This is a genomic window from Dyella sp., from assembly GCF_035503745.1.
Classification (GTDB): Bacteria; Pseudomonadota; Gammaproteobacteria; order Xanthomonadales; family Rhodanobacteraceae; genus Dyella_B.
In genome coordinates this window covers 12549-39151 of sequence record NZ_DATJTC010000043.1, presented here as the reverse complement: position 1 = coordinate 39151, position 26603 = coordinate 12549, and the positions used below count along the sequence as shown (strand labels likewise).

At 64.3% G+C, this 26603-nt stretch carries 25 protein-coding genes; all 25 read right to left on the bottom strand.

The features are described 5' to 3' along the window. Nucleotides 1-118 precede the first annotated feature (118 nt). The 25 genes from VME63_RS16555 to ribE all read right to left on the bottom strand — a co-directional run bounded on the left by VME63_RS16555 (nucleotide 119) and on the right by ribE (nucleotide 26584). The gene (locus VME63_RS16555; RefSeq protein ID WP_325434460.1) at nucleotides 119-1336 is read right to left on the bottom strand and encodes an ABC transporter permease; all 1218 of its coding nucleotides are present in this window, start codon (nucleotides 1334-1336) and stop codon (nucleotides 119-121) included. Between the two features lie 10 nt (nucleotides 1337-1346). Then, on the bottom strand, nucleotides 1347-2675 hold the full coding sequence (locus VME63_RS16550; protein ID WP_325434459.1) for an ABC transporter permease: 1329 nt from the start codon (nucleotides 2673-2675) through the stop codon (nucleotides 1347-1349). A gap of 10 nt (nucleotides 2676-2685) precedes the next feature. Continuing rightward, entirely contained in the window at nucleotides 2686-3915 is a 1230-nt protein-coding gene (locus VME63_RS16545; RefSeq protein WP_325434458.1) for an ABC transporter permease, read from the bottom strand. Nucleotide 3916: 1 nt separating this feature from the next. Further along, entirely contained in the window at nucleotides 3917-5221 is a 1305-nt protein-coding gene (locus tag VME63_RS16540; RefSeq protein ID WP_325434457.1) for an ABC transporter permease, read from the bottom strand. A 13-nt stretch (nucleotides 5222-5234) separates the two neighbouring features. Continuing rightward, a complete protein-coding gene (locus tag VME63_RS16535) occupies nucleotides 5235-6452 on the bottom strand; it encodes an ABC transporter permease (protein ID WP_325434456.1) in 1218 nt (405 codons plus the stop codon). A 7-nt stretch (nucleotides 6453-6459) separates the two neighbouring features. Next, complete coding sequence (locus tag VME63_RS16530) at nucleotides 6460-7764, bottom strand: ABC transporter permease (protein WP_325434455.1); 1305 nt, start codon at nucleotides 7762-7764, stop codon at nucleotides 6460-6462. Nucleotides 7765-7808: 44 nt separating this feature from the next. Beyond that, on the bottom strand, nucleotides 7809-9065 hold the full coding sequence (locus tag VME63_RS16525) for an ABC transporter permease (protein WP_325434454.1): 1257 nt from the start codon (nucleotides 9063-9065) through the stop codon (nucleotides 7809-7811). A 17-nt stretch (nucleotides 9066-9082) separates the two neighbouring features. Further along, nucleotides 9083-10408: an ABC transporter permease gene (locus tag VME63_RS16520; RefSeq protein ID WP_325434453.1), complete on the bottom strand. Its 1326-nt coding sequence runs from the start codon at nucleotides 10406-10408 to the stop codon at nucleotides 9083-9085. Nucleotides 10409-10457: 49 nt separating this feature from the next. Continuing rightward, a complete protein-coding gene (locus VME63_RS16515; RefSeq protein WP_325434452.1) occupies nucleotides 10458-11684 on the bottom strand; it encodes an ABC transporter permease in 1227 nt (408 codons plus the stop codon). Nucleotides 11685-11694: 10 nt separating this feature from the next. Further along, nucleotides 11695-13011: an ABC transporter permease gene (locus VME63_RS16510; RefSeq protein WP_325434451.1), complete on the bottom strand. Its 1317-nt coding sequence runs from the start codon at nucleotides 13009-13011 to the stop codon at nucleotides 11695-11697. A 39-nt stretch (nucleotides 13012-13050) separates the two neighbouring features. Then, nucleotides 13051-14286 (bottom strand): ABC transporter permease, encoded by a 1236-nt coding sequence (locus VME63_RS16505; RefSeq protein ID WP_325434450.1) that lies wholly within the window; start codon nucleotides 14284-14286, stop codon nucleotides 13051-13053. Between the two features lie 15 nt (nucleotides 14287-14301). Further along, complete coding sequence (locus VME63_RS16500; protein WP_325434449.1) at nucleotides 14302-15612, bottom strand: ABC transporter permease; 1311 nt, start codon at nucleotides 15610-15612, stop codon at nucleotides 14302-14304. A 115-nt stretch (nucleotides 15613-15727) separates the two neighbouring features. Further along, nucleotides 15728-16450 carry an ABC transporter ATP-binding protein gene (locus tag VME63_RS16495; RefSeq protein WP_325434448.1) on the bottom strand — a complete coding sequence of 241 codons (723 nt, stop codon included), beginning with the start codon at nucleotides 16448-16450 and terminating at the stop codon, nucleotides 15728-15730. 129 nt (nucleotides 16451-16579) lie between these two features. Further along, entirely contained in the window at nucleotides 16580-17851 is a 1272-nt protein-coding gene (locus VME63_RS16490; protein WP_325434447.1) for an efflux RND transporter periplasmic adaptor subunit, read from the bottom strand. A 172-nt stretch (nucleotides 17852-18023) separates the two neighbouring features. Next, entirely contained in the window at nucleotides 18024-18593 is a 570-nt protein-coding gene (locus VME63_RS16485; protein ID WP_325434446.1) for a hypothetical protein, read from the bottom strand. Nucleotides 18594-18715: 122 nt separating this feature from the next. After that, nucleotides 18716-18871: a hemin uptake protein HemP gene (gene hemP, locus VME63_RS16480; protein WP_325434571.1), complete on the bottom strand. Its 156-nt coding sequence runs from the start codon at nucleotides 18869-18871 to the stop codon at nucleotides 18716-18718. A gap of 149 nt (nucleotides 18872-19020) precedes the next feature. Next, entirely contained in the window at nucleotides 19021-19989 is a 969-nt protein-coding gene (locus VME63_RS16475) for an aldo/keto reductase (protein WP_325434445.1), read from the bottom strand. Nucleotides 19990-20215: 226 nt separating this feature from the next. Continuing rightward, on the bottom strand, nucleotides 20216-21025 hold the full coding sequence (locus VME63_RS16470; RefSeq protein WP_325434444.1) for a hypothetical protein: 810 nt from the start codon (nucleotides 21023-21025) through the stop codon (nucleotides 20216-20218). Between the two features lie 64 nt (nucleotides 21026-21089). Further along, nucleotides 21090-21884 (bottom strand): hypothetical protein, encoded by a 795-nt coding sequence (locus VME63_RS16465; protein ID WP_325434443.1) that lies wholly within the window; start codon nucleotides 21882-21884, stop codon nucleotides 21090-21092. Nucleotides 21885-21901: 17 nt separating this feature from the next. Then, a complete protein-coding gene (locus tag VME63_RS16460) occupies nucleotides 21902-22573 on the bottom strand; it encodes a hypothetical protein (protein ID WP_325434442.1) in 672 nt (223 codons plus the stop codon). Between the two features lie 490 nt (nucleotides 22574-23063). Continuing rightward, on the bottom strand, nucleotides 23064-23855 hold the full coding sequence (locus VME63_RS16455) for a hypothetical protein (RefSeq protein ID WP_325434441.1): 792 nt from the start codon (nucleotides 23853-23855) through the stop codon (nucleotides 23064-23066). Between the two features lie 222 nt (nucleotides 23856-24077). Continuing rightward, complete coding sequence (locus tag VME63_RS16450; protein ID WP_325434440.1) at nucleotides 24078-24599, bottom strand: phosphatidylglycerophosphatase A; 522 nt, start codon at nucleotides 24597-24599, stop codon at nucleotides 24078-24080. Beyond that, a complete protein-coding gene (gene thiL / locus VME63_RS16445) occupies nucleotides 24596-25555 on the bottom strand; it encodes a thiamine-phosphate kinase (protein WP_325434439.1) in 960 nt (319 codons plus the stop codon). Before thiL ends, VME63_RS16450 begins: the two co-directional genes overlap by 4 nt. 121 nt (nucleotides 25556-25676) lie before the next feature. Beyond that, the gene (nusB, locus tag VME63_RS16440; protein ID WP_325434438.1) at nucleotides 25677-26123 is read right to left on the bottom strand and encodes a transcription antitermination factor NusB; all 447 of its coding nucleotides are present in this window, start codon (nucleotides 26121-26123) and stop codon (nucleotides 25677-25679) included. Next, nucleotides 26123-26584, bottom strand: a complete 462-nt coding sequence (gene ribE / locus VME63_RS16435) for a 6,7-dimethyl-8-ribityllumazine synthase (RefSeq protein WP_325434437.1) — start codon at nucleotides 26582-26584, stop codon at nucleotides 26123-26125. The genes nusB and ribE overlap by 1 nt, the downstream gene beginning before the upstream one ends. Nucleotides 26585-26603: the final 19 nt, after the last annotated feature.

Genomic DNA, 26603 nt, shown 5'->3' with positions numbered 1-26603 from the left:
CCTACGTATAGGAAAATGGGTCACGACGGCCGCAGGCCGGCGCCAAGGCCGTGCATCGCGCCCGATGGCGGCCATTGTCCACCCAGTCGATCGCTGCGCGCACGCCATCGGGCCACCATCAACCTGAACGCGTCGCCACCACCGGCGGCACCCCGGCGGCACGCAGCGCGGGGCCAAGCACCGCGAACTGGCCCAGCACCCACAGCGCCACCGCACTGATCAGCAAGTACGCGGCGGGCAGGTGCGTGACTTCGTACGTCTTCATCAGCAGCAGGTTCAGCGCATAGGCCAGCACCACGCCGATGACGATGCCCATGCTGACGATCAGGAAATTTTCGGTCTGGAAGTAACGCAGGATGTCCGCGCGGGTGGCCCCGATGGCGCGGCGGATGCCGATCTGCCGGCGACGCTGCTGCACCCAGAAACTGGCCAGGCCCACGATGCCCAGTGCGGTCACCAGCGTCAGCGCAAGGATCACGCCCAGCAGGATTTCGATCATTGCGCGATCGCTGCGGAAGTAAAGCCTGCGCAAGTCGCCGATGATGCCGCTGTCCTGGTGATCGTAGACGACCTCGGGCGCGATCTTTGGCACCGCCATCATCGCCTCGCGATACACGCGCGGCATATCCTGCGGCGCGGCCTGGATCAGGTAGGTGCCGGCAAGCTGATCCTGCGGCAGCACCGGCACGAAGACCGAATAGTCGCCCCTGCCCGGCCCGCGGCCTTCCGGTTGGGGAATAGCCAGGTGGTCCACCACACCGATCACCCGAAAATGGAAGTCGACGCACCAGAACTCCTTGCCCAGCGCGTCCTGGCCCGGCCACAGCGCGTCGGCCAGCGAACGCGTCACCAGCACCAGCGAATCCTTGGGCACGAAGCTGTCCACGATCGGCCGGTATTCGTCTTGCGTGGGCAGGCGGCCGGCCAGCAGGCGCAGGCCCAGCATATGCAGACTCGCCGGGTCGCCCAGGTAGGTGTTGACGGTGTGATCGTAGTGCTGCCGGTTCGGATCGGTGGTTACGCCGTTCATGGCGGCACGCCCGTCGAACGGCACGGTGTTGATGATGCCCACCGCCTTCACGCCTTCAAGGGCCGAAAGCCCCGCCACCATGCGCGCATTGAGATCGGCCGCGCGCTTGGGCGCGTAGCCGTCGACCGCAATGAACGCCAGCGCGCTTTCGTCCACGCCGCTGACCATCTGCATGGACTGGATGCGGTTGACGATGAGAAAGCACGCATTGCATAGCACCGCGCAGGCCAGCGCGATCTCCAGCGCGATCAGGAACGTCGCGACGCGGTGGCGGCGCAGCGCGGCGAGAATCGGGGCTATCTGCATGGTGCGCACCTCAAAGCGTTTTCAATTGCAGCGCCGGAGCGATCCGGCTCGCATGCAGGGCTGGTACCGCGCCCGCCGCCAGGCTGACCAGCAACGCCAGCAGGAAGGTCGCACCGAACATCGCCGTGTCCATGTGCGCCAAGTCCGCATAAGCCACCGGCTGCGCGCGCACCCATTCAAGCCCCAATAGCGTAAGCAGCCAGCCACCGGCGCCACCCAGCACGCCGATCGCGCCCGCTTCCATCAAGCATTGCAAGAAAATCTGCCTGCGCGATGCACCCAGCGCGCGGCGAATGCCGATTTCGCCGCCGCGCCGCAGGAATTTCACCAGCAGCAGGCCCACCGTGTTGCACAAGCAGATCACCAGGAAGGACAGCGCCAGCCACGTCTGCACGCGCACGTCGCTGGGCACCACCTGGTTGAATTGCAGCCAGCTCATCAGATCGCGCAAGCGGGTGTTGTCCGCATGCCCGATGCGGCCGGCGGCCTTCTGTTGCGCGGCATAGTCGGCGAGAAAGGCGCGATAGGCGCGCACTTTCGCCGCGGAGTCCAGTTCCACCCAAAGGCCGATCCACACGCACCCGGCGCCGACCAGGTGGCCGGCCACCTTCGGCGGACTCCAGCAGTTGAATTGCTCGAAGTGGCCGTCGTTGATGTCAAGCCCGGTAAAAAAAGGCGTATAGACGTCCTGCGGCTTGGCGTAGTAGTCGGCGGTCTGGCCGTGCGAAAAACGCCCGCCCACCACAGAGTAGAACTGCGGGGTCGGGCGCCAGGGTTTCATTACACCGACGATGCGCACATCGGCATCGCGCAAGCGCAGGATGCGGCCGACGCTGTCGGCGCCGCCAAAAAGCTTGTCGTTGAGATCGGCCGAGATCACCGCCACCCGGCTGTGGCGCATGTCATCGTCCGCGCTCCATGGTCCGCCGTACTGGAATGGCACGTCGAACATGGTGAAGAAGTCCGCCGTGGACGACAGCAGCATGCCCATCGAAGGCGGCTGTTGCACATCCTGCGCCGCGATCTTCACCGGGCTTTCCACCACCAGCGTCTGCCGGTCCGCGCGGTGCGCGCGCCACAGATCGACCGCCGAGCGGTCGTCAAGCATATCCGGCGGCTCGTCATGATGGTTGGGCGAAAGCGGCGGCGTGGCGTCGATCTGCGCGTAGAAAATCGATCCGCTCCTGCCCGGCAGCGGATCGCCGGACAGCAGATGCATCACGGTCAGTGTCGTCATGCTGGCACCGATGCCCACGGCGATGGCCAGCACCATCAGCGCGGTAAGCACCTTGCTGTGCTTGAGGCTGCGCCAGGCCAGATCCAGGTAATAACCGAACATGCAGCGCTCCTCAGGCAGCCCGCGTCGCCACCACCGGCGGCACCGCCGCGGCGCGCAACGCCGGGCCCAGCACCGCCGCCTGCCCGATCGCCCACAGCGCGATCGCGCCCACCGGGAAATAGATCGCCGGCAGTCGCGGCAATTCGTAGCGCACGATCAGGAACAGATTGATGCCGTAGGCCAGCACCATGCCCAGGGCGATGCCGATGCTGGTCAATAGAAAATTCTCGGTCTGGAAGTAATGCAGGATGTTGCGGCGCGTGGCACCCAGTGCGCGGCGCACACCGATGCTGCGATTGCGTTGCGCCACCCAGAAACTGGCCAGGCCCACGATGCCCAGTGCGGTGACGATCAACAGCGCCAGGCACACGCCCACCAGAATGCCGGCCATCGCGCGATCGTCGCGGAAGTAATCGTGGCGCAGCTGGTCCACGGTGCCCTTCTTGAGCACGATCCGGTTGGGATCGAGCGCCTTCAATGTCGCCAGCGCCTCTTTCAGCACTTGATCGCGATCTTGCGGCGCGCAGCGCAATACGTAGACGGCACCCTGCGACATCGCGATGCGGATCGGGTTGATCACGCTGTACTGCGCGCCCATCTGGAAGTTGTTCGGCCGCGACAGCTGCTTGACCACGCCGATCACCGTAAGCCCGATGCCTTGCCCCACATACATCTGCTTGCCGAGCGGATCCTGGCCCGGCCAGAGGCGATCGGCGACCGCGCGGGTCACCAGCGCGGACCGGGGCAATGCGTTCGAATCCCCCCGGCGCAGCGCCGCGAACACCTTGTCCAGGTCCTGGTACTCCTCCGGCCGGAAATCGCGCCCGGCAACGAGCTGCAAGCCGAACGCCGGCACGATGCCTTCGCCGAAGTACTGCGAAGCGCTAAGGGTATCGGTCTGCTGGTTCGGGTCGATGCGCAGCCCCATGTTGGACGACGACCCGCCGAAAAGAATCTCGTTGGTCGTCGTCGCCGACCGCACGCCCGCCAGTTGGCGCAACGCGGCAAGATCCTGTGCACCACGCGCCACGCCGTCGGGGCGCATACCGACATAGGCCATCTGGATGTATACCAGCTCATGCTCGGCCACACCCGTGGTGATCTGCATGCGCTCCAGGCGCTGGCCGATCAGGAACACCGCGTTGCAGACGATGGCGCAGGTCAGCGCGATTTCCGCTATCAGCAGACAGGCGGTGAACTTGTGCCGGCGCAGCGTGGAAAGAATGGGCCGTATATCCATCTCAATTCCCCTTCAACTGCAGAGCCGGAGCGACGCGGCAGGCGCGCCAGGCCGGCAGCAGGCCGGCGATCAAGCTGGCAAGCACCGCAATGAGCAGCGTAGTCAGCAACATGCTGATGTCCATGCGCGCCAGGTCGGCGTAGTCGGCCGGCTGCTGGCGGATCAGCCACAGGCCAAGCAGCGCAAGCAGCAAGCCGCCCGCGCCGCCCAGCAGGCCGATCACGCCCGACTCCATCAGCAATTGCCCGAACAATGCGCGCCGCGATGCGCCCAGCGCACGGCGCACGCTCAGCTCGGTCGAGCGGCGCATGAACTTGGCCAGCATCAGGCCCACGGTATTGATCAGGCATACCGCCAGAAAACCCAGCGAAAGCCACACTTGCAGGCGTGCGTCGCTGGGCACCATCTTGAGGTAGTCCAGCCACTGCATCAGGCTGCGCAAACGCACGTTCGGCGGACGCAGGAACCGTCCGGCACGGTGCTGGTCTTGCGAATAGTGTTCGAGAAAGCGCTTGTAATCGGCCACGCTCGCCGGCGTATCCAACTGCACCCAGAATTGCAGCCACGTGCAGTTGACCGTTTCCAGGTGATCCGGATCGCCGCCCGAATTGCCCCAGCAATCGGTGGAGCCGTCGTGTTCCATCTTCAGGTCGCGCGCCGTGGTCAGCGGCAGGTAGACGTCCTCGTCGCTGTCGTAGCCGCCCATGTACCACTCATAGAAATGCGGATTGGGATGCCAGTCCCCAAGCACGCCGATGATGCGAAAGGCGGTCTCCTGCAGCCGCAGCATCTGACCGACACTGTTCTTGCCGCCGAACAGCTTGTCGTTCAGCGCCGAACTGATCACCGCCACACGCACCTTGCCCGCGTCCTCCGCCTCGCCCCAGCCCGTGCCGTACTTGAACGGCACGTTGAACATCGGGAAGAAATCCGAGCTGGTGTACAGCGCCGCCGCCTGGAAAGGATCGATCGCCGACTGCGCCGGCTGCAGCGGCACCATGCCGCCGGTCATCAGCGCCTGACGCACGGCGCGCCTGGCGTGCAAAAGATACATGCCATCGACCCAGGTGAGCTGTTCGGGCGGCTCCACCTTCGGGCTGTAGTCGACCAGGTTGCGCGGGTCGATCTGCGGGTAATAGATCGATCCGCTGCGCTGAGGCAGCGGATCGCCCGACAGCACGTGCAGCACGGTCAGCGTGGTCATGCTTGCGCCGATGCCCATGGCAATGGCCAGCACCATCAGCGCGGTAAGCACGCGATGCCGCTTGAGGCTGTGCACGGCAAGATCGAAGTAATACGCAAGCATGGCTACGCACTCCTTACGCCGGTTGAGTCGCCACCACCGGCGGCACGGCGGCGGCGCGCATGGCCGGCCCGGACACGGCCAGCTGCCCGATCAGCCACAACGCCAGCGCACCTGCCGGCAGGTAATACCAGGGCATGCGTTCGAGTTCGTATTGCTTCATCAGATACAGATTGACGCCATACGCCATGATCATGCCGAGCACCACGCCGGCCGAGCTGAGCAGGAAGTTTTCGGTGCGGAAATAGCGCAGGATATCCGCGCGCGTGGCGCCCACGGCGCGGCGGATGCCGATCTGGCGGCGACGCTGCCCGACCCAGAAACTGGTAAGGCCCACGATGCCGAACGCGGTCACCGCCAACATCACCGCGCACACCAGCACCAGGATCCACACCATGCTGTTGGTGTCCGCGTAATACTTGTCGCGAATCGCCTGGAAAGTAACCCCCTTGACCACCGCCTGCGGGTTCGCCGTCTGCAATGCGTCGATGGCTTCGCGCAAAATGCGGTCGCGGTCGGCGGGCGCCCCGCGCAGCACATAAGTGCGCAGCACATCATCGGCACCGACTGGGAAGAACGCACTGTAGTAAGACTTTCTATTGTCCGACCACAAGCGCGGACGCAATACATCGGCGACTACGCCAACAACGGTGTAATAGTTGGGTTTGGAATACAGCGTCTTGCCCAACGCCGACTGGCCAGGCCACAGTTGCTTGCCCAGCGCCTGGGTAATGACCACCAGGTGCGTGTTGGGCAGCGCCCCGCCGGCGATCGCGTTGTCCACATACTCGCTGTCGCTGAAATACCGACCTTCGAGCAGCCGCAGCCCCAGCGCCCGCTGCGAACCCTGGCCCACGAAATAAAGCGTGACGTTGGTGTTCTTCTGGTCGGTGACGGACGAATCGGGCGTGATGCCGAAGCTCCAGCCCCAGTTGTTATTGGTCAGCGGCAGCGTATGCACCACGCTCACCGCCTGCACTCCGGCGATCGAGCGCAACGCGGCGAGATTGCGCTGCGTATCGCTGGCGATCAGCTTGGGGTCGGTGCCTTGCAAGGACACCGAAACCAGCCCTTGTTCGTCGATGGCGTTGGCCAGGCGCATCTGCCTCACCCGCCCGCCGATCATGAACACCGCATTGCAGAGCACGGCGCAGGCCAGGGCGATCTGCAGCACGATCAACAGCGTCGGGATGCGATGCTTCTTGAGGCTGGCGACAATCGGTCGGATTTCCATGATCACCTCAGGCAGCCTTCAGTTGGGGAGCCGGCGCCACCACACAGGCGCGCCAGGCCGGCAATAAGCCGGCGACGAGACTGGCAACCAATGCCACGACGAACGTGAAAAAGAACATCTGGACGTCCAAATGCGCCAGGCCGGCGTATTCGGCCGGTTGATGCCGCACACCCCACAGGCCCAGCTCCGCCAGCGCCAGGCCAAGCACGCCGCCGGCCACGCCGATGATCGCCGCCTCGACCATGAATTGCGCGAAGATGTCGCGCCGCGTGGCGCCCAGGGCGCGGCGCACGCCGATCTCGCGCGAACGGCGCAGGCACTTGGCCAGCAACAGGCCAACCGTATTGACGATGCAGATCAGCAGGAAACCGAACGCCAGATAGGTCTGCAACTTCGCGTCATTGGGCACCACCTGCTGGTCGCTGAGCCAGCTCATCAAATCCAGCAACGAGGTTTCCGAGCGCTTGAAGCGCCCCAGCGCCGCCTGCTGCCTGGCATAGCCATCGAGGAACGCGCGATAACTGGCGACGGCGGCGCGATCGTCCAGCTGCACCCAAAAGCCGAGCCATTCGCACGGCGCCGTCTCCAGATCCTTGAGGTCCGTGACCGGCCCGAAGCACTCCGTATCCTGCGGCCCCTTGTCCAGCGAACGGGCCGTTTTAAGCGGCATGAACACCGCATCGCCATCGCCGTAGTCGCGGCCGCCCAGATCTGTCGCGTAGAAACGCGGCTGCGGCGCCCAGTGCTTGAGCACGCCCACGATGCGAAAGTCGCGGTCGTCGATGCGGATGATGCGGCCCACGCTGTTGGCACCGCCGAACAGCTTGTCATTGAGAAAACCGGCGATCACCACCAGCGTCGCGCGGCCTTCGTCATCGTCCGCGGTCCAGCCGCCGCCATATTGAAAGGGCGCATTGAACAGGGCGAAGAACTCCGACGTCGTCATCACGCCGTCGGCGAAATACGGGTGCTCGTTGGGCTGCCGCGCGTCGATCTTCGCATCGATCAGCGCCATCGCGGCTTGCCGCGTCGCGCGATGCGCGTGCAGCAGATTCATCGCGTCGGTATAGGTCATGATGCTGTCGGGCTTGGTCTGCCCCGGCACGTAGCCTTCCAGCGGATTGGGATCCACGCGCGCATAGAACAACTGCCCGCTTTTCCCCGGCAGCGGATCGCCGGACAGCAGTTTGAGCACGGTCAACGTGGTGATCGACGCGCCGATGCCAAGCGCCAGCGTCACGATCATCAGCGCCGTGAGAACCTTGTTGCGCTTTAAGCTGCGCACCGCAAGATCGAGATAGTAGCCAAGCATCGCACCCCTCCCAAGGTAAAGCTCCATCCAACCGTGAAAACCTCTTATACCGAGCGCGTCGCCACCACCGGTGGCACGTTCGAGGCCCGGCGTGCCGGCACGAACACCGCAATCTGCCCAAGCAACATCACCATCAATAGCCCCAGGACCACGTAGTAGACAGGCAGGCTCTCCATCTCGAACTTGCTCATCAGCAGGCGATTGAGGCCCAGCGCCAAGACGATGCCGACGACCGCGCCGGCACCGGCGATCATCAGGTTTTCCAGTTGGAAGTAATGCAGGATGTCGATCTTGCGCGCGCCCAGTGCGCGCCGCACGCCGATCTGGCGATGACGCTGGCCGACCCAGAAACTGGTGAGGCCGACGATGCCCGCCGCCGTAACCGCCAGCAGGATCAGGCACACCACGCCCATCAACACCGCCATGCCGATATCGGCGCGGTATGCCTCGGCGCGGATGTCGCTAAAACGCTTCACGCCATCGTCCTCGTCGATAACGCGCAACCGATTGCTGGCGTAAAGCGTGCCGGCCACACTGCGCGCCACGGCATCGAGCCGGCCCGGCCGCGTGCGCACGGCGTAGCGCGCGAACGAGGCATTGATGCGGAACGGCATCAGGGTCGAATACCAGGTAAAGCGATCGCCCCAGCCCACGGCCGGCGTCTGCATGCGCTTGACCACGCCGATGATCGTACTGGGCGTATTGCCGCCGTCGAAATACACCACCTTGCCGACGGCGCTGTCGTTGGGAAACAGCCGCTTGGCCAGATCCTGCGTGATGATCACGATCGGCGGCTCTCGCTGGTCGCGCATGCCTTTGTTGGCGATTTCCGAGGCATTGAAGTTGCGGCCTTCGACAATCTGCAGTCCCAGCGTGCCGACCATCTGCTCGTCGCCGAAGTACATGGCGGTCTGTACGTCGTTCTTGCCCGGCGTCTGCGCTCCGGGCTTCAACGCAATGCCGCCCACCCAACTGGAGTTGAGCAGGGGCAACGAGGTGATCGTGGTGGCCGAAGTGACATCGGGCATCCGCCGCAGCGTATCCAGATCCTGGCGCAGCATGCTGTCCAGCTGCTGCACGCCGGCGGGCGTGTCCATGCTGGGCGCACCCACCCATTGCTCGGTGATCAGCAACAAATTGCTTTCATCGATGCCGGTGGGCCGATTCACCTTTTCCACGCGGCTGTAGATGATGAATACCGCGTTGCACACGATCGCCAGGGTCAGCGCGATCTGCAGGGCAATCAGCACGACGCCGGCCTTGTGCTTGCGCAGTGCGGCGAGAATGGGATGCAGGCTCATGAGCGTTTCCTCGATTCTCAGTTTGACTTCAGCTGCCACGCAGGCTGTACGCGCGAAGCACGGAAAGTGGGATAGATGCCGGCAAGCATGGTGGACACCACTGCCACCACCAGGGTCAACAGCAGCAACTGCACGTCCAGGTGCGCCAGGTTGGCGATGTCCTTGGGCAGCACCCAACCCACGCCGCGAATGCCGATGCCGGTCAGCAGCAAACCGAGTACGCCGCCGCTCAAGCCCACGATGGCCGCCTCGACCATGAACTGCGCGTAGATCGCCGCGCGCGGTGCACCGATGGCACGCCGCACGCCGATCTCGCCGCTTCGGCGCAGGAACTTCGCCAGCAGCAGGCCCGCCGTATTGACCAGGCAGACCAGCAGCAGGCCGATCGCCACCAGCAGCGAAACTTCGGTATCGCTGGGCACCACGTGTTCGGCGTCGAGCCACTGGTGCAAGTTGCGCAGGCGGTTGTTCGGCGCCCAGCTGAAGCGGCCCGCATGCTGCTGCTCGCGGGCATAGCCGTCCAGATACTGCTTGAACGCCGCCGCGTCGGCCGCGCTATCGAGCTGCACCATGTAGCTGATCCAGATGCAGGACGACTGCTGTAAACCTTTGAAGCCCGATTGCGCCGGTGTTTCCGCACAGTTGGTGTTGCCGTCATTGGCCATGTCCATGTCGATGGCGCGCATGAACGGAATGAACAAGTCGTCGGCATTGGTGGTAAAGCCGCCGGTGTTGACCACATCGTAGAAGCGCGGCTGCGGCGACCACTTGTTCAGTACGCCGACGATGCGGTAGTCCTTGCCGTCGATGTCGATCACCTTGCCCACGCTGTTGGCACCGCCGAACAGTCTCCGGTTGAGCTTGTCGCTGATCACCGCCACGGCAGCGCGCTCCTGATCGTCGGCCGCGCCCCAGCCGCTGCCGTATTCGAACGGCGCATCGGTCATGGGAAAAAATTCGTTGAATACCGCGTGTCCTTCCACGTTGATCGGATGCTGGCCCGCATCGGCCGGCACCACCGAGGGGGTAATCATGTACATCGCCGACTGGTATTTGGCGCGGTGGTCGCGCATCAGCGCGGTGGCGTCGATGTAGTCGAACGCGTCCTCCGGATCGCCGTTGTCGCCGGGACCGCCATGACCCTTGGGCCCCCACAATTCGATCTGCGGCACATACAGCTGCGCCGATTTCCATGGAATGGGATCGCCCGACACGGCGCGAAACACCGAGTAGGTCACCATGGACGCCGCCACGCCGAAGCCCACCGTCAAGATCATCAACAGCGTCAGTCCGGGACTTCGCTTGAGGCTGCGTACCGCCAGATCAATGTAATAGCCCAGCATGGGCGTCTCCCTTATCGCGTTGATGACTCTCTTGCGAGAGCGTCGTCATTCATACCGATCGCGTGGCTTCCACTGGCGGCACCCTGGATGCGCGCAGCGCCGGCGCCAGCACCGCGCACTGCCCCAGCAACAGCAGCGTCACCACCCCTGCCAACACGTAACCCGGCGCCAGCCGGGCTACTTCAAACTGTTTCATCATCCAAAGGTTCAGGCCCAGCGCGAGCACGCCGCCAAGCAGCACGCCGCCCACCCCGATCAGCAGGTTCTCGGTCAGGAAATAACGGAGAATGTCGTGGCGCGTGGCACCCAGCGCGCGACGCACGCCGATCTGCTTGCGCCGCTGCCCCACCCAGAAACTGGTCAGCCCCACGATGCCCGCCGCGGTGATCGCCAGCAGGATCACGCTGATCCACGCCATCAGAATGGCCATGCCGCGGTCGCTCTTGTAGGCCTGGGCGCGCACCTGCGCGAACGTCTTCACACCATTGTCGGGGCGAATGACGCGCATGCGGTTGGCCGCGTACAGCGCAGCGCGCACGCGCCGGGCGACTTCCTCCAACTGTCCGGGTTGCGCGCGCACCACGTACGTGGTCGGCGTCACCAGCTGGCGAAACGGCAGCAGCGTGGAACAGTCGGCCCACTCGGTCATCGAGCTATCCACATAGGGCGACTGCATGCGCTCGACCACGCCGACGATGATGCTCGGCTGGTCGCTGACGAAGGCGATCTTGCCGACCGCCGATTCACCTGGAAACAGGCGCCGGGCCAGTTCGCGGGTGATGATCAGTACGCGCGGCGCGATCTTGTCGCGACCGCCGATCTGGCCGATTTCATCGGGCCGGAAGTTGCGCCCCGCCACCAGCTTCAGCCCGAGCGTGGGCAATGCGTTGTCGTCGGTGAAGTAGATCGCCGTGCTGGATACGAATTTCCGTTTTTCCGGGCTATGGCCGATGCCGTAGGCGATGCCGCTGCCGCTCAGCGGATACGCATCGGTGGCATAGGCATTGGCAACGCCCGGCACCTTGCGCAGCGTCGCCAGATCCTGGGCCATCAACGATCCGATCTCGCCTTGGGTGGGTTTGTTGGCCCATCGGTTGGTGATCACCAGCAGGTCGCTTTCATCCACGCCGCTCGGTTGCGACAAATGCGCCAGCCGCTCATGGATGATGAACAGCGCGTTGCACACGATCGCCAGCGTCAGCGCGATCTGCAGCGCAATCAGCAACGTGCCGGCCTTGTGGTGCCTGAGCGTGGCGAGGATGGGTCGAATCTGCATCGTCATCGCCTCAGTGGGATTTCAGCTGCCACGCCGGCTGCACGCGCGACGCCCGCCAAGTCGGGTAGAAGGCCGCCGCCAGCGTGGCGAACAACGCACAAAGCAGGGTCAATCCAACCAGGCTCAAATTGATGTGCGCCAGCCGCGCAATGTCCGGCTCGAACACCAGCCCCACACCCAGCACGCCAACCCCGGTCAGCACCACCCCGGCCACGCCGCCGCTCACGCCGACCATCGCCGCCTCGGCCAGAAACTGCAGCCAGATCTCGCGCCGCGACGCACCCAGCGCGCGGCGCACGCCGATCTCGCCGGCGCGACGCATGAACTTGGCCAGCATCAGGCCGACCGTATTGATCAGGCACACCAGCAGAAAACCCAGCGACAGCAGCAACGAGATACGCGTCTCCGGCGGCACCACCCGCTCGTAGTCCATCCACTCGGTGAGATTGCGCAGCGTGATGTAAGAAGGCCAACGAAAACGCCCCGCCTCGCGCTGTTGGTCGGCATAGCTCAACAAATAACTGCGATAGGCGCGCACCGCTGCCGCATCGGGCAATTGGACCCAGTAGGACACCCACGCGCATTCCGATTGCAGCCAGCCGTCGAAGCCGGGCTTGCGTCCGGCGCTGCCGTAGCAGTTGTCGTTGCCGGTGGTTTCGGTTTGCGTATCGATCGCCCGGGTAAAGGGCAGGAAGAAATCGGGCGGGTTGTCAAAGCCGCTGGAATTGTTGACGTCGTAGAAGCGCGGCCGCGGGTTCCAATCGGCTACCACGCCGATCACCTGATAGTCGTGGTCGTCCAGGTGCACCAGCTGCCCGATGCTGTCGGCGCCGCCGAATAGCTGCTGGTTGAGTTTGCTGCTGATCACCACCACCGCCGCGCGCGCCTGGTCTTGCGCGGCATCCCAGCCGCCGCCGTAAACAAACGGCACGTTGAACATCGGGAAGAAATCGGCGTACGCCGCGTAGCCGCTGACCGCGAAAGGTTCGCGCGCGGCATCGCGCGGCACCAGCGTGAAGCCCACCGGATAGATGGCCGTCTGGCGCGCCGCCTTGTGATCGCGCATCAGGGCCGTGGCATCGGTATAGGTCAACGAATCGGGCATGTCGAAGCCGCGCGCGCGGCTTTCCGGCCCCCACACATCGATCTGCGGCACGAACAGCTGTGCCGATTTTTCCGGCAGCGGATTGCCCGACACGGCGCGGAACACAGCGTAAGTGGTCATCGACGACGCCACGCCGAAACCGATCGCCATCACCATCAAGGCGGTGAGGATGGGATTGCGCCGCAGGCTATGCAGACCCAATCGCAGATAGTAGGCGAGCATCGCGTCCTTACTCCCCAACCATGGTAAAGCGTGGCGTTTTCATGCTGGCCGCGTCGCCTCCACCGGCGGCACGCGCGAGGCGCGCAAAGCCGGTGCGAATACCGCGCCCTGCCCCAGCATGAGCAGCATCGCCACCCCGCTCAGCACATAGGTCAGTGGCATGACGGACAGCTCGAAGCGCGTCACCAGCCACAGGTTGAGGCCGAAGGTCAGCACGATGCCCACAATGACGCCACCAAGACTGATGAGCAGATTCTCGGTAAGAAAGTAGTGCAGGATGTCGCGATGGGTGGCGCCGAGCGCCCGCCGCACGCCGATCTGGCGACGGCGCTGACCCACCCAGAAGCTGGTGAGCCCGACGATGCCCGCGCCGGTGATGGCCAGCAATACCACGCAAATGATACCCATCAGGATAGCCATGCCACGGTCGCTGTCGTAGGCGCGCTGGCGCACTTGCGCAAAACTCAGGATGCCGTCCTTGGGATTGATGATGCGCATGCGGTTGAGCGCATACAGCGCCTTGGGCGCTTCGCGCATCGCCGCCGCCAGCTGGCCCGGCTTGGCCCGCACGATGTAGAACACCCCGATCGGCGATCCATCGCGCACCGGCCACACCATCGACTGCTCCGCATACGGCGCGCTCCATGAGCCAAGACGCGAGCGCTGCATGGTTTGCACGATGCCGACGATGGTCACCGGATTGGTGCTCATGGAATAAAAGCTCTTGCCGAGCGCATCGCCGTTGGGATACAGCTTGTCCGCCATCGCCTTGCTGATGATGGCAACCGGTGGCGTCACTACGTCCCGCTGTCCCGAATCCCTGACTTCATCGGCACGGAAATCGCGTCCGGCGATCAACTTCAGGCCAAGCGTACGCAGGAAGTGCTCGTCGCCGGCGTAGACCGACGCGTCGGTGGTGGGCTGGACCTGATTGTCCTTGAGCGTAATGAAGTTGTCGCTGCCGCTGGTGATCGACAACGGGTAACTGTCGCTTTGCGTGGCGTCCTGCACCGCAGGCAGGTTGCGCAGTGTGGCCAGGTCCTGCTCCACGTTCGAAACGGCCTGCTGCGTGTTGTACTGCTCGGCCCACATGTTTTCGATCACAAAGACATTGGCTTCATCCACACCAGTGGGCTCGGCGATATGCGCAAGGCGCTGGTGGATGATGAACAGCGCATTGCACACGATCGCCAGCGTCAACGCGATCTGCAGCGCGATCAGCGCGGTACCGGCCTTGTGTTTGCGCAGCGCGGCGAGAATGGGTTGGATCTGCATGCTCGTTTCTCCGCCTCAGTTCGATTTCAGTTGCCAGGCCGGCTGCACCTGCGCGGCGCGCCAGGCCGGATAGACCGCCGCCACCACCGTTGCAATCACCGCCACCGCCACCGTGAGACCCACCAGCGACACGTCCAGGTGCGCCAGCCGCGCAATCTCCGGTTCGAACAGCAAGCCCACCCCCGACATCCCAGCGGCGGTCAGCAGCAAGCCCACGATGCCGCCGGCCAGGCCGACCGAGCCGGCCTCCACCAGGTACTGCGAATAGATTTCATGGCGCGTTGCGCCAAGCGCGCGGCGCACGCCGATCTCGCCGGCGCGGCGCATGAACTTTGCCAGCAGCAAACCGATCGTGTTGACCAGGCAGATGACCAGGAAGCACAGCGCCACCACCAGCGAAATGCGGCTTTCCGGCGGGATCACATGCTGCATGGCAAGCCACTGCGGCACGTCGTCCAGCTCGATATTGGGCGCCCAGCCGAAGCGCCCGGCGCGCTGCTGCTGGGCGCTATAGCTTTCCAGAAACTGCCGGTAGTGCGCGACGTCGGCGGATGTATCCAGTTCCACCCATGGCATCAGCCAAATGCAGTTGCTTTGCAGCCATTGGTCCCAGCTCTTGAACGTCAGTTGCCCGCGGCAGCTGCTGCGGCCGGTGTTGTCCAGTTTCAGGTCGAGCGCGCGGTTGAGCAGCAGGAAGAAATCCGGCGGATCGCCGAAGCCGCTTTCACCCCACACGCTGTAGAAGCGCGGGCTGGGGTTCCAATGCCGGGTCACGCCCACAATGCGATAATCGTGGCCGGAAAGCGTGATTTCGCGCCCCACGCTATTGGCGCCGCCGAACATGCGCTGGTTGAAGGAGTCGGAGATCACTACGTCCGACGCGCGGTGATCGTCGTCGGCATTGCTCCATGGGCCGCCGTACAAGAACGGCGTGTTGAACATCGGGAAGAAATCGGCCGTCACCGCATAGCCGATCGCTTGGCTGGGCACGCTGTTGGCGTCGTGCGGCAGCGCCGAAAGCATGAGGGAATAGATCAAGGTCATGCGCGAGGACTGATGCGCCCGCAGCAGCGCCATGGCGTCTACGTAGTTCAACGCGCCCGGCGGCTTGCCGTCCTGCGTCCGCTGCGGGCCCCAGCTGTCGATCTGCGGCACGAACAGTTGCGAGGACTTTTCCGGTATCGGGTCGCCCGATACCGCGCGAAACACCGAATAGGTCACCATCGACGCCGACACGCCAAACGCGATCGCCATCACCATCAACGCGGTGAGCGCAGGGTTACGCTTCAAGCTGTGCAAGCCGAGTTGTAGGTAGTAGTTGAACATGGAAATCCTATGTGCGTTGGCGTGTGGAACAAGCGGCTCGCATGCGCCCGCGTTGCCGCGCGGGCGTCCGCTGCTGCATCCCTCCCCGCCACGTGCGGGGAGGGCATGATTGCGATCAGCCGCGCACCTGGCCGGCAGCCGCGGTGTAGGCGGTGTGGAAGCGCGGATCTTCCGCCAGATCCACCACTTGGCCGTCGATGATGTGCACGTTGCGTTGCGCACGCGCGGCCAGCTCCGGATCGTGCGTCACCATGACGATGGTGGCGCCTTCGCGATGGATTTCCTCCAACAGCTCCAGCACGCCGCGCGCCATCTGCGTATCGAGGTTGCCGGTCGGTTCGTCCGCCAGCAGCAGGCGCGGGCTGCCGGCCAGCGCGCGGGCGATGGCCACGCGCTGCTGCTGGCCGCCGGACAATTCCGCCGGATAGTGCTTGGCGCGCGATGCCAGGCCCACGCGCTCCAGCGCGTTCATGATGCGCTCCTTGCGCTCGGGCGCCTTCATGCCGCGGTAGCGCAGCGGCACTTCGACGTTGTCGAACACGTTCAGATCGGGAATCAGGTTGAAAGCCTGGAAGATGAAGCCGATCTTTTCATTGCGGATCTTCGAACGCGCGTTGTCGTCGAGCTGGCTCACCTCGATGTTATCCAGGTGATACTCGCCGCCGGTGAAGGTTTCCAACAGGCCCGCGATGGTGAGGAAGGTGGTCTTGCCCGAGCCCGACGGACCGGTCACGGCCACGAACTCGCCTTCCTTCACATCGATGTTGAAATCGCGTAGCGCGTAGGTTTCCACCACTTCGGTGCGATAGACCTTGGAGAGATGCGTCATCTTCAGCATGAGTTTTATCCTTCGGTTTGGTGTTTGCCCCTCCTTCTTTGGCCGAAGGAGGCTGGGACGGGGTGAAGGCCGGGCCGATGAGCCCACCCCACCCCAGCCCTCCCGCGCGAACGCGGGAGGAAGTAATCGTCAGCGGCTGATCACGACCCGCTGCGCGCCTTTGAAGTTATCGGTACCGGAGATCACGATGTTGTCGCCTTCCTTCAGGCCATCGAGGATTTCCACCTTGTCGATGCTGCTTTCGCCCACGCGGATGGGGGTCTTGGTGGCGATGCCGTCGCGCACGACATAGGCGTAGCTGCCGCCGGATTCATCGACGAACGAACCGCGCTGCACGGTAAGCACGTTTTGGCGATGATCGAGCAGGATGCGCACGGACAGACGCTGGTTCTGGCGCAGCTGCTTGGGCGTGGCGCCTTCGAAGCGCACGCGCGCGGCCACTTCGCCGTTGACCACTTCGGGCGAGATCGCACTGACGATGCCCTTCCAGTTGTTGTCGTTGCCGCTGATGTCGCCGGTCATGCCGATGGCCAGGTCGCGGGCGAAGCTTTCGGGTACCTTGACCTCCACTTCCAGCGCGGACAGGTCGATCACACTGAGCAGCTGTGCATTCTTGGCGACGGTGGCGCGCTCGGCGATGAACAACTGACCCACCTGTCCATCGACCGGCGAACGCACGTTGAGATCATCGACCTGGCGCTGCAGATCCTGCACCAGCAGCACCTGGCGATCGTGCGCGAGCTTCTTGGCCTCGATGTCGAACGTGCCGCTGGCGCTATTGAGATTGCGATCGGCTTGGGCGTGCATGAGCGCGATGTCGGCTTTTTCCAGCGTGTCCTTGGCGCGGTCGACGTCCATCTCCGGCACGCCGCCGCCTTTGTAGGCGGTTTCGTAGCGGTCCAGGTCGCGCCTGGCGGTTTGGTCGTCGATCTTGGCGTTGTCGTACGCCTTCTCCATTTGCGAGGTCAGCATGCGCGAGGCGTTCTGCGCGCGCAGGTAATCCACCTGCATCGCATCGGCGTTGGATTCTTCCTGCGCGAGCTTGTTGACCAGTTCGGGACTGTCGATCACCGCGAGCACTTCGCCCTTCTTGACGTAGTCGCCCGCATGCACCTTCAGCGTGACCGCGCCGCCGTAGGTGGCATACAGCGTCGGGCTGACCGCGGCGACCACCTGGCCTTCGGCCGCGATGTCGCGCACGAACGGGCCGCGCTCCACGGTGGCGAACGCCAGGCGCGATGCGCTGACCGACGCATCCGCCGAAAACAGCCGCGAGATGCCCGGCAGCACCAGCGCCAGTGCGATCACGGCGGCCACGCCGCCGCCGATCCACAAAGCCTTCTTCTTGCGGCTTGGCTTGATCTGGATCAGGCGATCCTGGGCTGAAGTATCACGAATCATGGTGTGGTCCCTGGCCGCGGACAGTGCGGCCCCACACCTCTGTCAGCAATCCGCGTGCCAGTCGGCGCAGCGCATATTACTTTTTACCAATCAATGGTTTAAATCATCATCAGGCCGCCGCGCCGTTGTCCGCGGACACACCCCGGACAAGTGGACAGGCCGCGCGGACAGGCTACGGCTGCAGCGTCGCCGCCTCGGCCCTGGCGATCTGCGCCGCCACGCGGCTGCCGAGCGGCGACAGCGAAGCGGCAGGCACCTGCTCCAGTACATCCAGGCCCGCGAAAGGGCGCAGGCGGAAGTGCACCACCCTGGCGCTGTCGGGCCGCAACCATTGTCCGGCCCGCGCCGCCGAAGGCGCGATGTCTGCGTCATGCGAAGCGGTTACCGCATCCCACGCCAGATAGTCGGTATCGGGCAGCAGATGCAGACGTGCGCGCGGACGGCCGGACCGATCGATGCATTCCCACCATTCGCGCGGACCATCGTCGGTGACGACGCTGGTGGCGCACAGCCAGCGCGTATCCAGCAGCGGCGCGAACGCACGCTGGGCAACCAGTATCCCCGGCGGATGCGCATCAACCATCACCGCCCTGGTGGTGGCGTGCAGGTACAACACCGCCCCCAGATCCGGTAGCGCGCGCAGCAGGCGTTGCGGGGTGATCGGCCGCGTGCGCCGCGACAGGATCGTCGGCACCACATGCGGGCACAACGGGGTGGTATGGGCGGCCAGCCAGCCGAACATGGCGATCTCCTTGCGTGAAGAGCCGGCTGGCATGCGCGGCGCGCGCTGGCACAGGCGTGGATTGCGACACTCGCCCCGCCCATGCGGGCAACGGCGGCATGCCGGCCGAAGCCGGCGTAGGGCTATTTGGTAAGGATCAGCTTGCCATTGCGCGTCAGGCGCAGGTGGTATTCGCTGCCCAGGTGCTGGATCACCAGTTCGCGCTCGCCGGCCAGCAGACGCTGGCTGGAAATGCGCCGCACTTGGGCGACCGATGACGCGTCCGCCGGCGGGATCATAGGCGGCGGCGTGGGGCGGGACAGGGTTAGCGTGGTGGCGGACATGGCTCGGCTCCATCGTCAGGTGACGATCAAATGATAATAATTCTCATTCAATAGTCAAGCCGTCCGTTGGAGGGCACCCGATGAGCCGCCGACCGCCGGTCCGGTCAGGCGAACATCTGTTCCAGCCGCGCCTTAATCGCCGCATCCAGGCGCGGCAGCACATCCAGTGCGCTGAGGTTCTGCTCCAGCTGCTCCTTGCGGCTGGCGCCCAGCAGCACGGTCGATACATGCGGGTTGCTCATGCACCAGGCGATCGCCAATGGCGCGGGCGTCGTACCCAGCTCCGCGGCGATGGCCGGCAACGCCTTCGCCTTCTCCACCCGCTCGCCGCCTTCGCCCAGCACCATGTCGCGCAGCCATTCGTAGCCCGGCTGCGTCAGGCGCGAGCCTTGCGGCACGCCCTGGTTGTATTTGCCGCTGAGCAGGCCCGATGCGAGCGGCGACCAGATGGTGGTGCCCATGCCGTATTTTTCGTACAGCGGCGCGTATTCCTGCTCCACCCGCTCGCGATGCAACAGGTTGTACTGCGGTTGCTCGACGACCGGCGCATACATGTGCATGGCCTGCGCGACGCGGTGCGCCTCATCGATGGCGTGGGCGGACCACTCGCTCGTGCCCCAGTACAGCACCTTGCCCTGGCGGATCAGCGTATCCATCGCGGCGACCGTTTCTTCGATCGGCGTGTCGGGGTCGGGGCGATGGCACAGATAAAGATCCAGATGCCCCACCCGCAGACGCTCCAGCGCCTGGTGGCAGGCTTCGATCACATGCTTGCGCGACAGGCCGCGCTGGGTGGGGCGCGGTTTCTCCGCGGCGCCGAAATACACCTTGCTGGATACGCAATAGCTGTCGCGGGGAAAACGCAAATCGGCAAGCACGTCGCCCATCAGGCGCTCGGCTTCGCCGTGGTTGTAGGTTTCGGCGTTGTCGAAAAAGTTGACGCCGCGATCCCACGCCAGCGCCAGCAGTTCGCGCGCGTCGGAGCGCCCCACCTGCCGCCCGAAGGTGACCCACGCGCCAAAGGAGAGCGCGGACAACTGCAGGCCGGTGCGGCCAAGGCGACGGTATTGCATGGAAATCTCCCGATCGGTGAAGACGGGCCACGGCCCGTTCGCACGCGCGTCACGTCGCGGCATCCGCAGACATGTTCGCCGGTAAAGGCTACTACCTGCGCGGCGAAATCGTGACAAAAATTTGTGCATGCCCGGCCCGATGGCGGCCAGGCGTATCGATAGCGGAGGCTTTCACATGCAAAGCCACCGGCGCCGGCATCGCGTGCCGGCACCGGCGTAAGCGGCGTCATTCGACCTTGAACGTATCTATGGCAACCGAGATGTCCGAGGTCGAAGTCTTTACGTGCGAAACAAACGCCACGCCGTACTTTTCCAAATACGTGTAGGTCGTGTCGCTGGTCACCACGCCGTTACCGTTCTGCCATTGGCAGTTCAGTTCGTGCGCCATCCCTTCGATGCTCGGATTGAGCGTCGATGCGCTATAGCGCAGGCCGGACGTACAGCTGATCTGGATCGGGTTGGACACCACCGTGCGTCCGCTGATGCCGTTGCGATAGCTATAGGTGATGCGTGGCGCGGAAAAGTCGGTATCCAGATGGTCGATCTGCCTGGCCTCGAACAGGAAAGGCCATGTCGTCGATGCTGTCAGGAACTTTTGCGAGCGCAACGGGAAAATGCCGCGGTAGGTCAAATCAAAGTAGGTCGAAATATCGAAGCCGTTGTTCTGCAACGTGTTGATCGATCGCACCAGGCCATTGCCCGCGTTCTCGTACTCCACCACGTTGATGAAGTGCGACGGCGCATCTGCGCCGGGCTTTGTCATGCTGCTCTTCTGCGTTATCAGCAGGCGGTCGAAGGATACCGGCGCCGACCCCATCTGCGTGAGGTAGTCCTGCACGGGCTGGACCAGCAAGGTCACAGTGAAATGCTGGGCCAGGTACGACTGCTTGTCCTGAAACACCGTGCTCACCGACGGCACTGCCCTGCGCACCGACGCGGGCGCCGGCTTGGGCGCGGACGCGTTCTGCGCGCACCCCGCCAGTGCGGCGGTCACGGCGACCGCCAGCAGCCATCCTGTTTGGGTCATACGTGACATGCTTTTCTCCCTAATTTGCGCTAAATGCTGAGGCGGTTGGCCGTTTCCGGCAGGATGCAGGGGATCACTCCACCTTGAAATCCGTCACATCGACATTCTGCTCGTTGGCCGCCGTCTTGCTGTGCAGCATGATGGCGACGCCATACTGTTCCAGATAACCGTACGTGCGCGACTGCGTAATGATGCCGTTGGTGTTGGTGATCTGGCATTGCATCTGGCGAGCCATGCCGCGGATGCTGGCGTTGATCACCGCCGCCGAGTACGACCGGCCCGCCTGGCAATGCATCTGGTACGGGCTCGAAGCCCGGCTGTTACCGACGTAACCGGAGTGAAACGCGTAATTCATGTTGTCGCTGCTCATCACGGGGTCGAAGTGCTCCACGCTCCGTGCCTCGATCACCGGCGGCAGGGAGAACGTGCTCGACGGCACGGCCTGCAGCAGCAGGCCGATATACGCGCGGTAGGACAGTGAGAAATCGGTCGATACGTCGAAGCCGTTGGATTGCACCGTCACCATCATGCGAACCAGGCCGTTGCCGGCGTTTTCATACTCGGTCCGGTCCTCGTAGGCCGTCGGTGCCTGGCCGGAGTTGGCGAATACCCTGCGATGGGACGTCACCATGAGCCGCGAGAACGACACCGGCTTGGCATCGGCCGTCGCCAACGTCCGGGTCACCTGGTCCGGCAGCACGTCGGGAGAAAAATACTGCTCCATGTAAGCCTGCTTGTCGCGGAACATGTCCAGCGCCGGCTTGGGCGGCGGTGCCTTGGGCGCCGCCATGTTGGGTGCGCATGCCGCCAGCAGCGACGAGACGGCCATGGCGAGCGACACTGTGATGACACGTGCGTACTTGCGCATCGTCAATTCCCTTTATTTTATTGGACCGTGAAACCGGTAATCGTGCTGTCGAAGCCGCCGGAGGTATTGCGGATGTGCAATGGCAGGGCGATACCGTATGCCTTGAGGTAGGCAAAGGTCATCTTGCTGAAGGTCACGCCATTGCCGTTGATCGCCTGGCAATCGAGTTCGAGCGCCTCGCCAGAGATCGCCGGATTGATCTGGGCGGCGCCATATGTCCTGCCGCTGTCGCAGACGAACTGCGAAGGGCTCTGCGAGGTCGGTCTGCCGCTCGCGCCATACAGGTAAGAGAAATTGGAGTGTCCCTCGGTGGCAGCATCGAAATGGATCACCTTTCTGCTTTCCATGACCGGTGGCAGCACGACGGCATTGTCGGGCACTTCCTGCGTCAGGAACGGCACGTAGCCGCGATACTGCAAATCGAAGCGTGTCTCGATCTCGAACCCGTTGGACTGCACCGACTGCATGCGCCGCACCAGTCCATGACCGGCGCTTTCGTAGGTGATGTCGGTGGTAAAGGTGCTCGGCGCCGTCTGGTTGCCGATCATGATCTGGTCCCGCGTATGCACCACGATCCGGCCGAAGGACACCGGCGGGAGGTTGGCGCCGATCACGGCATCCTTGGTGTCCTCGCTCAACGCATCGGTGTCGAAACGTTGCGCAAAGTACGCGGTGCGATCCTTGAACATGGTGGCCGCCGGTATGGGAGCCGCCCTGGTGTTGGCAGCGCTTGCGACGCTCCTGGCTTGAGCTGTGTGCGCATCGTTCACCGCCCCGGCGCACCCGGCCAGCAGCACCGGCAACAAGACCGATGCAACGCATTTTCCCCTTGCCGCACTCTCCATGGCTCCCCCTTCGATCATTCCCGCAACATCGGACCGCGCCGCACTCCAGGCTTCGCCGCGGTGGCAGCAGCCTGCCACCGCCCGCTTGGATCAAGCCGGTGCAACCGTGTCGTATTCGCAGCATTTTCCCCTGTTGCCCGGCACGGATAGACCGGCCGGACACGCCCCATGGCCCGCAATTTGGTACGGGCGCAATGGGAATGATCATGCCCAAACGGGCTCATCCAGACAAGCCGCGCCGAACGTGTCCTCGCGGCGCGGTGCGATGCCGCAACGCACCTCTATTTCTTGCGATATCCGGCCGCGACCCGCCCGCGCCGCGCGGAGGGAGCGATTACTCGACCCTGAAATCCTCAATGGTGCTGTCGAGCGTGCTGTCCGGGTACTTCACCCGCAGCAGCAGCGCCACCTGGTACTTGTCGAGATAGGCGAAAGTGACTTTGCTGGTCACCCCGCCATTTTCATCGATGAGCTGGCAATCCAGCTCCAGCGCCTGGCCCTGGATGGCGGCATTGAGTTGCGAGGCGGCGTAGCGCTTGCCGGCATCGCACACCACCTGCCCCGGATCGGCGGACATGTCCTGGCCGGGTGCCCCATAGAAGTAGGTGAAATTCATATGGCCGTCCGTCTGCGTGTCAAAACGCACGACCTTGCGCGCGCCTACGATCGGCGGGGCCTCTTGCGCATTGGACGAAATGCTTTGCGTCAGGAAGGGAAAATAGCCGCGGTAGCTCAACTCCAGCCGCGTGGCGCTGTCGCCTTTGTCCGTCTGCATCACTTCCATGCGGCGAACCAGGCCTTGTCCGGCGTTTTCGTAGGTGATCTGCGCTGCGTACACCGATGACGCAGCTTGGCTGCCTTGCGCGCCGGCCTGCGCGGATGTCACCTGCTCACGCGTGCGCACCACGATCCGGCCGAACGGAACCGGCGCCAGGTTGGCGTGCATCACGACAGCTTTGACATCGGGGTTGAGCGCATCGGCACTGAAGTGTTGCGCGAGATAACCGGCGTGTTCGGCAGGGCTGCCAGTGGCGGGCGCGGAAGCAGGGGCGGGGGCCGAACCGGGTGCGCCCGCCTGGCTGGCCGACTGGAAACTGGCCGCCGTTCCGGCGTATGCCGCCGCCATTGTCGCGAGAGCCGTCCACATGAAACGCTTTTTGTTCGCCAACGCCACAGCCATTGCCCGACCTCTCGTTACCGGATCCGAACCGGCAGATTACCGCAGATCGGCCGGACCCGGCCCGGCCGCACCGTCACCGGCGCTCCACGCATAGGGCCTGTTCACATAATGGGCGTGGGCTGTGCCACTCGCGCGTGTCCTGCGCAAAGCAGGTGTACCGCTCATTCGCTAGAAGGCGGCTGCATGACGATGCAACACATCGATCAGCAGCCACAGCGCGACCGCTGCAAATACGCCTGCCACGACATCATCCAGCATCACGCCCAGGCCGCCTTTCACCTGGCGATCCAGCCAGCGAATGGGCCATGGCTTGAGCACATCGAAAAACCGGAACAGCGCGAACCCCGCGGCCACGACCCACCAGGGCGCAAAAAAAAGCGCGGGCAACAGCGCAATCCATTGGCCGATGAATTCATCCCAGACCAGGCTGCGATGATCGTCTACGCCCAGTGCGCGTCCGGCGATATCGCAAGCCATGACGCCAACCGCGAAGCCCACGGCGATCACCAGCAGGTTGAGCGGCAGCGACAGCTGGCGCAGCAGCAGCCAGGGCAGGATGGCCGCGAGCGATCCGAACGTGCCCTGCGCGACGGGCGCCAGGCCCGAGCCGAAACCGCACGCGAGCCAGCCGGCCGCCGTGGATAACAGTGCGCGGCGTTGCTCACGGGTCAGTTTTTTGCGATCGCTCATGCGCGGAAATGATCCCAGCCGCGACGTTCCAAGGCCAGTTCCCGGCCATCGCCGTCATAAGCATGCACGCCGCTTCCTTCCACGACATGGCCGATCACGGTCGCGGCGCAACCGAGCTGGACCCGGTTGGACTGCAACGCAGTGGCGCGATCCACCGGTACGGTGAAGCACAGCTCGTAATCGTCGCCGCCGCTCAACGCAAACTCGCGCGCCGCGTGCGCGCCAAAAACATTCAGCAAGGCCGGGGAAAACGGCAATAGCGAGGCATCGATGCGTGCGCCCACGCCGCTCGCCGCGCAGATATGTCCCAGGTCGGCGAGCAGGCCGTCGGAAACATCGATGCATGCATGGGCCTGTCCGCGCAGCGCCAGCCCCGCGTCGATACGCGGCGTCGGACGATGCAGGCGTTCGACCAGATACGCCGCGTGCGCATCCGCGCCACCGCCTGCCCGCAACAGCTCCAGCCCCGCGGCCGCATCGCCGAGTGTGCCGGTGACGCATATCGCATCGCCGACCTGCGCGCCCGCGCGTAACAGCGCATGGCCGGATGGCAACAAGCCGTGCACGGCAACGCTGAGCGCAAGCGGGCCGCGCGTGGTGTCGCCTCCAACCAGCGCCAACCGATACTGGCGTGCCAATTGCGCGAAGCCGGCTGCAAGGTCATCGACGAAGGCTGCCTCGCCATTGGGCAAGGTCAGTGCAAGCAAGGCCCAGGCAGGCGCGGCACCCATCGCCGCCATATCGGACAGGTTCACCGCCAGCGCTTTCCAGCCGATGTCGGCGGCCGCGGTGCCGAGCGGAAAATGCACGCCCTCCACCAGCGTATCGATCGCCACCACCAGCTCCTGCCCGTCCGGCACGCGCAACAGCGCGGCATCGTCGCCGATGCCCAGGCGCACGTCCTCGCGCGTTTGCGCGGTCAGTTCGCGGATGCGGTCGATGAGGGAAAATTCCATGGAATCGGTTTGCTCCCTCTGCTGTGGCAGGCTCCTGCGCGCACCTGTGGCGTGCGCGCGGCCTCATCATGACGCAACGCCCGACCTTGCCGCAGCGTCTTTCCGGCGAAGGTAAAACCCCTCAGCCCCGCTTCTCCACCACCCGCAACTGCGCGGCCAGTTTGTCCAGCACGCCGTTGACGTAGCTATGCCCATGATCGGCGCCGAAGCGCTTGGTCACTTCGATCGCCTCGTTGATGATCACCCGGTACGGCACGTCCGAACGGTATTTCAATTCATACGCGGCAAGGCGCAGCGCGGCGCGCTCGATCGGATCGATCTGCGACACCTCGCGGTCGATGTAGGGCTTGAGCGCCTCGTCCAGCACTTGGACGTGTTTTTCCACGCCGCGCAGCAGGTCTTCGAAGTACTCAAGATCCGCCACTTCCATGTCCTGCTCGTGGCGGAACTGGTCGATCACGGCCGTCATCGAGCTGCCGCTCATCTGCCACGCATACAAGGCCTGCAGCGCACGGCGCCGGGCGCGCGAGCGCGCGGCCAGATCGATGCCTTCCGGACGCTGGTTCATCACAGCTTTCCGTACAGGTTGACCATCTCCAGCGCGGCGATGGCGGCGTCGGCGCCCTTGTTGCCGGCCTTGGTGCCGGAACGTTCGATCGCCTGCTCGATGGTGTCGGTGGTCAGCACGCCGAAGGCCACCGGCACGCCCGAGCCGTACGACGCCTGCGCCAGGCCCTTGGCACATTCGCCCGCGACGTAATCGAAATGCGGCGTGGAACCGCGGATCACCGCGCCCAGCGCGATCACCGCCGCGTACTTGCCCGAATGCGCAAGCTTGTGCGCCGCCTGCGAAATTTCCCAGGCGCCGGGGACGCGGACCAGGTCGATCGCCCCGTCCTTTACGCCATGGCGCACCAGCGCATCGCGCGCGCCAGCCACCAGCGGCTCGACGACGAAGCCGTTGAAACGTCCGGCGACGATGGCAAAACGGCCTTGGGGCGTGGCGAAATCGCCTTCGATGATGTTCATGGTGCTTCGATTCCTGGGT